This is a genomic window from Reinekea sp. G2M2-21, from assembly GCF_015687175.1.
Lineage (GTDB): Bacteria > Pseudomonadota > Gammaproteobacteria > Pseudomonadales > Natronospirillaceae > Reinekea.
In genome coordinates this window covers 766,398-779,291 of the sequence record NZ_JADPQG010000001.1, presented here as the reverse complement: position 1 = coordinate 779,291, position 12,894 = coordinate 766,398, and the positions used below count along the sequence as shown (strand labels likewise).

General features: G+C 50.5%; 8 protein-coding genes. 3 read left to right on the top strand and 5 right to left on the bottom strand.

Features of this window, described 5'->3' with window-relative positions:
- Window positions 1-4: 4 nt before the first annotated feature.
- The 4 genes from IYN85_RS03630 to IYN85_RS03615 all read right to left on the bottom strand — a co-directional run bounded on the left by IYN85_RS03630 (window position 5) and on the right by IYN85_RS03615 (window position 2,943).
- Window positions 5-955, bottom strand: coding sequence for a substrate-binding domain-containing protein (locus tag IYN85_RS03630; RefSeq protein WP_196157467.1), 951 nt, complete (start codon window positions 953-955; stop codon window positions 5-7).
- 211 nt (window positions 956-1,166) lie between these two features.
- Window positions 1,167-1,856 carry a tellurite resistance TerB family protein gene (locus IYN85_RS03625; RefSeq protein WP_196157466.1) on the bottom strand — a complete coding sequence of 230 codons (690 nt, stop codon included), beginning with the start codon at window positions 1,854-1,856 and terminating at the stop codon, window positions 1,167-1,169.
- 26 nt (window positions 1,857-1,882) lie between these two features.
- The gene (locus IYN85_RS03620; protein WP_196157465.1) at window positions 1,883-2,560 is read right to left on the bottom strand and encodes a Bax inhibitor-1/YccA family protein; all 678 of its coding nucleotides are present in this window, start codon (window positions 2,558-2,560) and stop codon (window positions 1,883-1,885) included.
- Window positions 2,557-2,943 (bottom strand): HPF/RaiA family ribosome-associated protein, encoded by a 387-nt coding sequence (locus IYN85_RS03615; RefSeq protein WP_196157464.1) that lies wholly within the window; start codon window positions 2,941-2,943, stop codon window positions 2,557-2,559. Before IYN85_RS03615 ends, IYN85_RS03620 begins: the two co-directional genes overlap by 4 nt.
- 124 nt (window positions 2,944-3,067) lie before the next feature.
- On the opposite strand from IYN85_RS03615, the gene nhaR reads away from it, so the two are divergent.
- Window positions 3,068-3,970 carry a transcriptional activator NhaR gene (gene nhaR, locus IYN85_RS03610; protein WP_196157463.1) on the top strand — a complete coding sequence of 301 codons (903 nt, stop codon included), beginning with the start codon at window positions 3,068-3,070 and terminating at the stop codon, window positions 3,968-3,970.
- A 332-nt stretch (window positions 3,971-4,302) separates the two neighbouring features.
- Here the strand turns inward: nhaR and IYN85_RS26320 are convergent, their stop codons facing one another.
- The gene (locus IYN85_RS26320; protein WP_196157462.1) at window positions 4,303-6,939 is read right to left on the bottom strand and encodes a LuxR C-terminal-related transcriptional regulator; all 2,637 of its coding nucleotides are present in this window, start codon (window positions 6,937-6,939) and stop codon (window positions 4,303-4,305) included.
- Window positions 6,940-7,416: 477 nt separating this feature from the next.
- On the opposite strand from IYN85_RS26320, the gene IYN85_RS03600 reads away from it, so the two are divergent.
- Window positions 7,417-9,588 (top strand): alpha-amylase family glycosyl hydrolase, encoded by a 2,172-nt coding sequence (locus IYN85_RS03600; protein ID WP_196157461.1) that lies wholly within the window; start codon window positions 7,417-7,419, stop codon window positions 9,586-9,588.
- 64 nt (window positions 9,589-9,652) lie between these two features.
- The gene (locus IYN85_RS03595; RefSeq protein WP_230390458.1) at window positions 9,653-12,841 is read left to right on the top strand and encodes an alpha-amylase family glycosyl hydrolase; all 3,189 of its coding nucleotides are present in this window, start codon (window positions 9,653-9,655) and stop codon (window positions 12,839-12,841) included.
- Window positions 12,842-12,894 lie beyond the last annotated feature (53 nt).

The window sequence follows — 12,894 nt, the reverse complement described above, 5'->3', positions numbered from 1 at the left end:
CGCTTTATTGCGTTATAAGCATGACGTCCACCAGAACAATTGGCTGGACTGGTTTGCCTTGCAGCAAATCTGTCGCCGCCATCACACCATGGTATCCCTGTTGATCCGCCTGTTGATCAACGGTCACTTTTAAACGACCTTCACTTACGGCTTTGCTGGCATCCGGAATATTGTCGTAACCACCTATCAGCAATTGGTCCAAGCCATTCTCTTGTGCGTAAAGCACGGTACCAAGAGCCATCATATCGTTTGCCGCAAACACAACATCTAGATCGGGATGCTCTTTAAATACATGACTGGTTCGAGCATAGGCCTGTTCTAATTTCCAGTCGGCAACCAAGGAATCAACGATTTCCAAACCCTGCTGTTTCAGGAACGCATCACGCGCCCCGTCCCTGCGTTGTCGCGCGTTCACTGCACTGCGCGGGCCCTCGAGAATTAAAACTTTGGCTCCAGGACTGGCCAGTGAAGCAAGATACTGCCCTGCCAAAAAACCACCCTCGTAATTGTCTACCGACACAAAGGGAATCACTGGGAGTCCAGCTTGTTCGGCTGCGGCTCGGTCAATTTGATTATCAACATTTACAATTTTAATCCCAGCTTCATGAACTCTTCGCAGAACCGGGATAATGGCAATGCTATCTGCCGGGGCAATGACCAGCGCATCGAAACCAATATTTAACTGCTCTTCAATTAATTCAGCTTGCTGTTCAACAAGGGTTTCGTTGGTACCAGATTTAACCACCAATTCTACGCCACGCTCTTCAGCGGCTTGTCGTGCCCCCTTCTCCATAGCGATGTAAAAGGGATTCACTAACGACTTCATCACCAGCAATACTCGAGGTTTTGCTGGTTCAGTCGCGAGAGTATCGCGCTCATCGGTTTTTGAATCGCAACCTGAAATCCACAAGTTGCCCACAATTAATAATGCTGCAGATATGAAACGAATAGCCATTGCGTACACCGTATCCGAATTGCCGTAATAACTATAGCAGCTCGCAGATTTGGTGCATGGTGCATGGTGCATGGTGCATGGGTTATGTTTGCAAGGTGGTTCAAATGAAAATGGGTGTTCTGTCCAAGGGGCAAAAAAACGCCCGCCAGGGTGAGCGGGCAAACTGCCAGTTGCAATACGGAAACCAACCTGAATTTGGAGATTCAGGTCATTAAGCAGCCTGGAGAGCCGCCTGTTCCGCTTGTTGCTCGAGTTGGAGCGCCAAACCGTTGGGGAGGTTCAACGCACGTTCCAATTCCTGTAAATGCGCCCGCTCGCGGGCGTGGTCTGCGTCAATCGCAAAGCAGGAAATCAAATAGACTTCACTTTTCTGTTCCAGACTTGTCACACTTTGCGCCAGTTCAGCAATGGTGACAGGGTAGCGAAGCAAGTCCAAAACCATGGCTTTTTCATCAGCGTTCAACTGCAAACCATCGACCGTATTAAAGATACGCTCCTGTTCGGTTTCATCAATATGACCATCTGCCTTCGCAGCGCTGACCATGGCTTTAATCAAGGTCAACTGGAAGCGGTCATCCTGAGTCACTGCCGACTGAAAACTGCCCTGAGTGGCCATAGGTTGCCGAGCTTGCGCAGCCAAATTCTGCTCTGCAGTCTGAGCCTGTTGCCATTGCCGGAATGCACTGAAGGCCAATCCACCGAGCAGAGCCGCGCCGCCGACTGTGGCCGCTTTACCGGCAACCTTACGGGCTTTCTTGTTGCCCATCAGAAGTGCGGCGACTCCGCCGACAGCCGCGCCACCGGCAAAGCTGCCTTTAAGGCTAGGTTGAGCCGGACGTGCGGCGCCTGTCGTGCTTGTGTTTAACCCCATAAACTGGTTTAGCAAGTTCTGTACATTCATGGCCTTTCTCCCACTCACGCAAATGGTCAGTCGTTGTTTAATACACCCATCAGGTGCAACAGACTGGTAAACAGATTAAAAATCGCCACATACAGCGTGGTAGTCGCCATGATGTAATTGGTTTCTCCGCCGTTCACGATGTTACTGGTCTCAAATAAAATGAGTCCACCCATCAGCAACACGAACATGGCCGATACCGCCAACGACAGTGCGGGCATACTGAACACCAGCGCCCCGATTCCCGCCAGGAAGGCCACCAAAATGCCAACCATCAGAAAACCACCCATGAAGCTAAAATCTTTTTTCGTCGTGAGGGCGTAAGCAGACAAACCAAGGAATATAACGCCGGTCGCACCCATTGCGTTCATCACGATCTGGCCGCCATTCGGCAAGCTTAAATAGGCATTTAAAATGGGGCCCAGAGTGAGTCCCATAAAGCCTGTTAAAGCAAACACGAAGACAATTCCTAAGCCGCTATTGCGGAACTTAGAAGTTGCAAACAGCAACCCGAAATAACCGACCAAGGTTACAATCAACCCTGGGTGCGATAAATTCAGCGCCATGCTCAGACCCGCAGTTGCGCCACTGAACAGCAGAGTCATGGACAACAGCATGTAGGTATTGCGGATAACTTTATTACGGCTTCCCGCGGTGGCTGAATCGTTAGCCACCATTTGCGGTTGACGGGAAAGTTCGGTGTTCATCGGTATTCTCCTGAATCACTGACAAAAGGTTGTTGGCTTGAGGGCAAATGACTGGGCACTGCGTTTTTCCTGGTAGCGTTCAAACGCAACTTGGACATTCGACGAGCAAGTGTTCGGCTGGCTCGCGCTGCGGCTTTATCGATGGCAACCGACATCTGCATTTGCGTTTCGTCGATCATCATATCGGGCATACCTGGCGCACTGATCAGGATCTGACAGCGTTTATCTTTGCCGCCCCGGGGTCCGTTTACGTCTGACAAGGTCACGATAATGCTATGGATACGCTCAAAACGATGACTTAATGCAAACGACAACCGCCGTTTAATGTAGTCTTTCAGCGCGTCAGTCAGCACAAGGTGCCGCGCTTGGATGTCCAATGTCATAGTGCTCTCCTGTATTCCATTCGGAATATATTGAGTTCAGGTCACACCCTAATCAGGTTTGATACTAAGAAATATTCGAATAAACTATGTAATTACTCAGTTTTTTACGAATAATTGGTGGATCATGATTAATTTCAAGCACTTGCACTACTTTTGGGTTGCGGCCAAACAGGGCGGAATAATCCGGGCGAGCGAAACTTTACATATCACACCGCAGACAATCAGTGGACAAATCCGCCTGTTGGAAGAACAGCTGGGTACGCCGCTGTTCCAGAAGACCGGCCGGAACTTGGAATTGACCGAAACCGGCAGGGTCACGCTAAGTTACGCCGATGAGATATTTTCGCTCGGCGATGAGTTAACCGAATCGGTGCGCAATACCCCCACGAACCGGCCAAAAGTACTGCGCGTCGGAGTTGCAGACGTAGTACCCAAGTCGATTGCTTATCGCCTGCTGGCACCCGCGTTAACGCTGACCGACCATATCCGTTTTATTTGTAAAGAAAACAGCCTCGACAGTTTACTGGGCGAACTTGCACTGCATCGGCTCGATCTGGTCATTGCTGATGGTCCAATGCCTCAACGCCTGGGTGTTCGCGGGTTTAATCATCCATTGGGTGACTGTGGTATCTCATTTATGGCAGCACCCGCCCTGGCATCGACCTTGAGTCTCGACTTTCCCAATTGCCTGAACGGTGTACCTTTTTTAATGCTCAGTGATCTGTCGATGGTGCAGCATCGCTTGCAACAATGGCTCGATAAATACCATCTGTACCCTCGGGTTGTGGGCGAGTTCGACGACAGTGCGTTAATGAAAGTATTCGGCCAGGCTGGTGCAGGTGTCTTTACCGTCCCTACCGCTATTGCCGACGAAGTAGCTCTGCAATACCAGGTTGAGAAAGTCGGTACTACAGAAGATGTCCGAGAGGAGTTTTACGCCATTTCGCCAGAACGCAAGCTTTCCAATCCAGCGGTTTTGGCCATTACCGAAACCGCACGGGATTGGTTGAAGGGCACTGCCAAGTAGATTATGTAACTCTGTGCGGTTTATAGAATAAGAGAAACATGAACGTCTATGATGCATCTTTTGCAACGATTTAACGCGGCGATTTCAAAAATCAACCTCACCCAGTGAATGCTCCTGTTACCGTCTGAAGCGAACAACGAACCCGCCTGCCCGGAAACTTCATCAGAGGTCGAGCACTGTGGGAAAATCGCCTAAACAGTTTGTTCGATTTCCCACGAATTTTTTACTGACTCAAAAGACGAACTGTGGTCAAAAAATGTTACCGAAACCTACTTATCTGGAGGTCAGGCCAGCGTTGGGTATGGCTGTATTTTGAGCGACTTCGTGAAATTCTAGGCAGACTCGGCAAAAGACTTATAACGTGAGCGGGCTGCGCCGCGACCGGTTACGCCTAATTTTCGATAAATTTTGGTTAACTGGTTTTTTACCGTCCCCACACTCAAGTTCAGATGCTCGGCAATGGTTTCATTACTCATACCCTGCGCCACATTTTGCAACAATTGCCATTCGCGTGGTGACAACCCAACATGAGCTGCACTATTCGGTTGTTCATCCGCATCCCGCACAATGCTGTATTTCACCCGGTTGCCCCAGATCGCATTCAACCGCGACATAAACGTCGCCTGATAGCGTTGCAGGGGAACTTCGTTTTGCTGCAACGGTTCCAGCCAACTGGAATGATAGGCTAACGGTTCTGCCAACGTATTACTCTGGCTGAACATACCCAGCGCCAATGACATCCATTCCCGGCTCTGCACGGGATCATCCACGGACTCGTCCAATGCCAGTAAAAACACAGGCGCGGGCGCTAGACTCGGCCAGCAACGCAACCAGCGGCGCATTTCCTGCGCCGTAAACAGCACCCATTTACGATCTGCCAGAATATCAAAATCCTGTAAAACCAAATGCGCAAAAAACAGGTTCCGCAGATGAATCAGATGATCTGGACCCGCAATATCTAACCCGACAATGGATTGGCGACGGTACCATTGGGCAATCAAGTGAATTTGCTCGGACTGATACCAGAAATTCAACAGATTGCGCTCGGCCCGAACCACCACATGAGGGTGATGACGATGCAGCAGGGCGCGCTCAATCGCGCCAACCGTGTTCTGAATGTCACTGCGGTACTGACCATCCAACAGACAACTAAGCCGGTGAAATTCGAGACGGATCAGGTTAATAGACAGCGCGTCATTATCATTCAACAGAACCGAGGCTTGTTCCAGTTCACGTAAAAACGGCTCGACCTCCCTGACCCGTAACTCATTGAGCAAACATTCACAATGCGCGCGCATCAAACATCGATACGGAAACAAGTGCGTGGCGTTCATTTCTCTGGCTAACTGAATAGCCGTGAAACGCACCTGCTCAGCCAGCGTTGTTTGCCCGGCCAGTGAATACACTTGTGCCAGTTGATGCTTATGCCAGAGTAGAGACGATGGCCATCGATCTCGCTCTGCTATGTCGGCTCCCAAACTAAAATAGTCCGTCGCCTGCGATAGCTCACCTGCCATCAGTGACAGCTCTCCAAGTACAGAGTAGGCCTGCGCTCGATAATAAGGAGGCAGCTCGTTAACATGCTTGCGAATGCCTGGCACCAACGCATGTGCACGATCTGTGGCACTTTCTCGCATGGCCAATTGCGCTTCAACACACTCTACCCAGGTGGCATAGATGCGTTGTTTCGCCACCGGCAACTGTTCGAGAATCTGATATGAATGGTGAATCTTGTCAGCCAAAATAGCGACCGGTCGCATGCAATAGGCCGCCAGGTCGATAAACAGTAACTCCAGTGAATCGTCGGCCGTTAAATCAGCCTCCCAACGAATGGACGTTAACACTTTACGCAGCAACAGCGCCTGCCCCGCCTCCTGTACACGCCGCCCTGTCGCCACTAACCGACGACGAATGGCCTCTGGCGTATCGACCGCTAAAGCCAGATACAGCGAGTCCGACCAACGTTGCTGGCTGTCTGCCCACGCCAGTAGACGCAACCGTGAAAAAAGTGTCTCCGTCTGCTCACTGACGGCGGCCTGTAGTACCTTTTGGATCAGACAGGGCCAACGATAATGAAATTCGAAGCCAAAACGATCGGTCTGTTCGAGAAAACCAGCCACCACCAGCCGCGACACGAATCCGGTGATTTTATGATCAAAGGCGCGAAACAGGCTTTCATCAAACTGGGTTATTTGCGACAAAGGCGCAACCGATGATATGAACTCTGCTGAAAAATAGGATTTCACACTGTCGTGGATAGTTTGCAGAATTTGCTGCTCCAACTCGGCTACCGGTTTCCCAGGTTGATATTCGCGCAACACAAATCCGACCAGAGCTGGCCAACCGTGGCAACGTTCAAGCAAGTGCATCAGATCAACCTGATTGCGCAAAGACAGTGGAATTAAATCAGCCACCTCTGCATTCGTGAACTTAAGTTTTGTGGCAGTCACCACCCGACACGAGGGTGTCCCGCGGAGCAATCCCTGGTACTCATTAAGCTCTTCCCGTACGGTCAATACAATGCAATGTCGGGAAGCAATCAACGCAGAGATATCGACAAACGCTTGCAGCAGACTATTTGACTGTGTGTTGCATATTCCATCGATCACCAGTAGGAAGGTACCCTGACGAGCATTCAGAGCATCCGCGATAATTTGGATCCATTGCTGTATCTGTGCTGCGCAACTGCCACTCACCGCGTCGGTTGTCGTATCCAGATTCAGCCTCACGGCGATATCTTGCAACAGAGACGATGACCATTCATGGCTGTCGGCATACTGCCCAGCATTCACCCACAAGCGTTCGGAACTTGCCTGTTCATATACTTGCAATGCCAAGGCAGATTTGCCAAAGCCTCTTGGTGCCGACACCAGGGTCAATGGACGCACATCATCCAGTATCTGCTGCACTAAAGGTCGATAAACTCTTTTCCCTGCAACATGGATCGGTTGGAACTTTACGGAATACACGATCTGCAAACCTCTACAAAAAAATAACGGTATTTGCTCCCTTATCGGGGGTCACTTTAGGTTCGTCGAGTGATGCTTGTATTCCTCCTCCGGGGGCGTAATTCGTCACAGGGGGTTACAGTCCGCGATCGCTGGATCGTGTGTCTTGTTTTCATTTCCTTCTGTTGATGAGATCTGATGACCTGTGAACAACCACGATCACACACAGTGAAATTCAAGCGTTGATGTTACCTTCTCCTATCGAACCCGTTTGCTTGTTCACTGGGTTACCGCGAATTTTTTACATCAGCCGCAGAAAACTCAGACGGTAGACAACCTTCAAAATATGTCTGTATTGCAGAAAATGTCGCGCGATTTTTTTAGACGCAGTGCCCATTCATACCGCTTGTAACAATTTACGTCTGGCCTGGAGGAATACAGCTCCTGAACAATCTAAGACACTGTTGGTGCTCAAACAAATCCAATAACGAGGGCATTATGAAACGCATTTCAATTTTTATTTTTACCTTGGCTGGGTTCACCAGCATTGCCAGCGCAGACTGGTATTTCCGTGGCACACCAAATGGCTGGAACACGACGCCACTGACCACCGAGGACAACATAAACTATTGCACAACACAGACCTTTGCCAACGGCGACAATAATGGCGGTCCACGTTTTAAAGTGGATCGATTCGCCAACTGGAGTGAAAACTACCCAGCGCAAGATTACCTGGTCAGTGCAAATAAAACCTTTGACATCTGCTTCAATACCCAACAAAAGTCGTTTAGCGTCAATGAGACCGTCACGAATTCGCTGTCTATTCAGCGTTTGGGGGCGGAATACGACGCGCAGGGCACAACCTTTGCTATCTGGTCGCCCGAAACGGCCAATGTGGTCTTGAACCTGGATGGCGTCGACTACCCGATGCCGCGAATACAGGACCAGCTCGGCTACAGTCAAGTTTACGCAGTGCGTGTCGATGGAGACCTTCACCGCAAGCCCTACTACTTTAAAGTGGGTGGCATTCAGGTTCGAGATCCTTACGGCAAGATGGCGGTGCCCAATGAAGACATCAATTTAGTCATGGATATGAACCGTTCAGACCCGGTCGGAGGATGGGCCGACCGACCAACCCTCGTTGAACGTGAAGACGCGATCATTTACGAAATTCATGTCAGAGACTTCACCATCGACGCCAGCTCCGGCGTTTCTGCCGAGAAGCGTGGTAAATTCCTGGGTATGGTCGAAGCCGGCACCCGGTATCAAACGGTAGCGACCGGGATCGATCATCTGAAAGAACTGGGCGTTACCCACGTACAGATTCTACCTTTTTACGATTTCGCCTCGTGCCCGGATGTTAACGACACCAGCTGCTACAACTGGGGTTACGATCCGCGTAACTATAATGTGCCCGAAGAACGCTACAGCATCTCGCAAGACTATGATAAACGAGCACGCGAGTTGAAAACCATGGTGAACGAATTCCACAAAGCAGGGATACGTGTAGTCATGGATGTGGTGTACAACCACACTTACGACTTCGAAATGTTCGAAGCGATTTCCAATCAGTACTATACCGATCTGGACCTCAGTGGCACCGGAAATTCCATTGATGCCAATGTCCCGATGGTTGGCAGAATGATTCAGGATTCATTGGAATATTGGCTCGAAGAATACAACCTTGATGGTTTTCGGTTTGATCTGGTGGGTATATTCGATCACGACGAATTCGGCGATTGGGGACGTCACCTGAATGCAACGTACCCAGACCGCAATCTGTTAATTTACGGTGAACCGTGGAATGGTTATGCCAGTGACCCGCGCGATGCGCAACGGGTTCGTTTGGGCACCATCGCACGCGAAGCCGATGCGCATGTCGGCGTGTTTAACCCGAAATACCGAGAAGCAATCAAAGGCGCGAATGACAGTGGTTCGGGGGGCGGCTTTGCCTTCAACCAAGGGCAAATCTGGCAAATGGATTTCGGATCAAGAGCCTCAATCCGTTACAGCAATAGCCCGTGGCAAGTGATTGATCAATGGGATCCGATGTTTGCCACTGACCCAGAGCAATCGATTAACTATGTATCCGCGCACGACAATCTGAGTTTGCGCGATAAAATTCTGGAATGGGCGGACCTAAACGGTATTTCGCACAACAGTGGTTATCTGCGTCGTATTCACAATTACGCCAACGGCATGATTCTAACTGCGCAGGGCATTCCGTTCCTGCATGGCGGCGTGGAGCTGATGCGCGATAAACAAGGTGACCACAACTCGTACCGTTCTTCGGACGAGGTCAATAAAATTCGTTGGCAATGGAAGCTCGATAACGCAGACGTTTTCAATTACTACAAAGAGCTCATTGAACTGCGCAAAAACCACCCGGGTTTCAGGATGAACACCTGGGACGAAATCAATCAAAACGTGACAACGATCCGTTACGCGAACGACGTTCTCGTCACCGACATCAACGCTGCCGCCAATGGAGACAGCTGGAACCGCATTCTGGTGATTTACGCTTCTGGTGGCAACTTCAATTATCCACTGCCCTCCGGCAACTGGAAAGTGGCGGTTGAACAGAACAACCCTGCGGCTGGCAATGGCCGGACAGTCAGCGGCTCAATTGGCGTTGAAGGCACAGCCGTTACCATCCTGTATCAAGATTAATACTATGGAGCGCCCGTTCGCGGGCGCCTTCCATCACACCTAAAAAACAAAAAAGAGAATTACGATGAAAAAAATATTTTTGCTGTTGAGCATGGTGCTCCTCAGCCAACTGGCCGTGGCAGACTGGTTTTTCCGGGGCACGGCAAATAACTGGGCTACCTCGCCCCTAACAGATAATGGCGACGGTTCCTTCAGTACCTGCCAAGTGTTTTCAAGTGGCGACAGCGGCGGCGGACCGCGCTTTAAAATTGACCGCTTTGGTGACTGGCGTGAAAACTATCCCACTGCCGATGTCACGGTCAGCAATAATACGACCCTTGTCATTACCTTCAACAGCACCACTCACGCAATCACCACCACACCGGTGTCGAATTGCGACTCGATTGTGACCGAAGACAGCTGGTTTTTCCGAGGAACCGCCAACGGTTGGGCAGCCACACCAATGAACAGCCTGGGGAACAATCTGTATCAACTGGAAGTCACCTTCAATGGTGAAGATGCGAACCCCAGGTTTAAAATTGATCACTACGCTGACTGGTCCGAAAACTACCCTGCACAAGACTATGTCGTTAACGATCTGACCACATACGACATACGATTCAACGCGAATACCTTTACTGTGACTGCAACCGAAGTCGACGGTGTGGACGTACAGGCGCCGCAAACGCAAGCTAGCCCTGCTGCTGGAACATACAGCACCGGTCAAACGGTGAGCTTGAGCGTTAGCGACAATCAGGATACCCAACCGATTCTCCATTTCACCACCGACGGCAGCGCGGTGACGGAATCATCACCCGTTTACAATGGCGAGACTATTCTGGTCTCGGACATCGTTGATAACGGCATTGACCTGACCATTCGCACTCTGTCGATTGACGCATCCGGCAACCAACAAGTGCAATCGTTTAACTACATTATTGAACCTGCCCCTGTCGACCGTTGGTATTTCAGAGGTACGGCCAACGGCTGGTCAGCCTCTGTGATGAACTATGTTGGCAATGACGTGTACGAGCTGGACGTGACCTTTAACGGTGAAGACAGCAACGCACGCTTCAAAATTGACCATTTCGCAGACTGGACCGAAAACTACCCGAGTCAGGATGTCATCGTCACGGATTTCGCGACATACACCATCTCCTTCAACGCCAGCAGCAAAGCCATTACCGCGACACCCATTAACGCCCAAGATACCCAGCCTCCCTGGGTAATGAGCACGCCCAATACGGGGACTTTCACAACCCCGCAAAACGTTCAACTCATTATTACCGACAATCAGGACGTTTCGCCACAACTGTACTACACACTCGACGGCAGTGAACCGACGGTCAACGCCAGTCTCTATGCGGGCGAATCCATAACCGTAAACGATGTCGTCAATCCCGGCGTTGATCTCACCATTCGAACGCTGGCCATTGATGAAAATGGCAACGAAGCACGACAGCAATTTGAATACACGATTGACCCTAACCAAACGGCTGCCGTCGACTTCCGTGAAGAAACAATTTATTTCCTGATGACCGCCCGTTTTTACGACGGCGACGCTTCCAATAACTATTACAACCGGGATCGAATTGAACTGGGAGACCCCCAATGGCGTGGAGATTTTAAAGGCCTGATTGCGCAATTGGATTACATCAAAGACCTCGGTTTTACCGCCATCTGGGTAACGCCACCGGTTGAAAACCGGTCTGGCTTGGACTATCACGGCTATCACGCCTACGACTGGTTTACCGTCGATCCGCGTCTTGAATCCGACGGCGGCACGTATCAGGATTTCATCAATGCGGCGCATGCCCTCGGCTTAAAGGTGGTCCAGGATGTTGTGATCAACCATTCCAGTCAGTACGGTATCCGCGATGAAGTTTGGATCGATCATCTGCCCATTAAATACTATGTCGAGGCAGGCACCGAACAGGGAGACATGATTAACGACCCTTACTTCGGTAACCTGGGTGACTATCAACGTGCAAACCGTGACGATAACGACAACAGCGTCGCACCAGCCTGGTTTCGTGAGCGCCACAACAGTGACCCGGACGGTATCGTGCCGCTGGTCGATCCGAAAACGGGTATTACTGTGCCGCTAGCCGGTTATGACGCGAATCGATTCTTTGGCATCGACGCAAATACGCTCGATCCAACCTGGTATCACCTGGATGGCTTCATGGCAGGCGGGGATTGGGAAAACCCAGGTTCTCTGCAACGCAAACACATGGCCGGAGACACCATTGACCTGGCGACGGAAAACCAGAACGTTAAAGACTATATGAACGGTGCCATTGAGATGTATCTCGACATGGGCGTAGATGCCATTCGCCTGGATACAGCCAAGCACGTTGAACGAGATGAGCTACTCAGCTACGTTCATCATTGGCAAGCGCATAAACCCGGTACCTTTGTCTTCGGTGAAGTGCTGGTCAAAGGTCTTGGTTTTGGTTCGGAAATTGCCAACGATAATGGTCCCGCTGCAATCCGCCCATGGTGGTATACCCGCTCCGGGCAGGATCCATCAAACCCAAGCGGCGATTCGAACCTGTCTGTGTTTGACTTCCCCTTGTTTTCAACGTTCCGGGACAATGTCACCAAAGGTTCCCTCAGTGGTATCGGTGGCGCATTAGCGATGGACTGGACTTATGCCGACCCGACGGAATTGGTTACGTTTTTTCAGAATCATGATGTCGGTCCAGACAACGACTTTAAATACCGATTTGGCGGCGAACAGGCAAATGCAGCATTAGCCTACAACGTGCTCTGGACGATTCGCGGAATACCGACACTTTATTATGGCGAAGAAGTCATGTTCCAGGCTGGTATGCCACAGGACATTCAAGGCAACAACGACGTTATATCGGATACCGGGCGCGCTTACTTCGGTCCGGTGTTGGATAACAAAGCCCAAGCGCAAAATCATGAACTGTATCAGCACATCAAGCGTCTGAATCAAATCCGTTCAGCGGTGCCTGCGTTGCAAAAAGGTGTGATGGAAAACGTTAGTGAATGGGGTTCCGGCATGAGCTTTGTCCGTAACTATAATCAGGGTGAAAGTTATGCAGTGGTCGGGCTGGCAACGGGTTCGGGCAGTTCTGTGTCAGTCAGTGGCGTACGCAACGGCACCTACCGAGATGCTGTGACTGGAAACACACTCGTGGTCAACAACGGTGTTATTTCCTTTAACGTCAACAGTTATTCAATCGGCGTGTATGTCCTTAACGGGGCCGGTAAAGTTGGGGTCAACGGTACTTACCTGCGCTAATTAAAAAATGAGAACGGGCACTTCTGTGCCCGTTCCTGTTTGCGTTTCCCTTT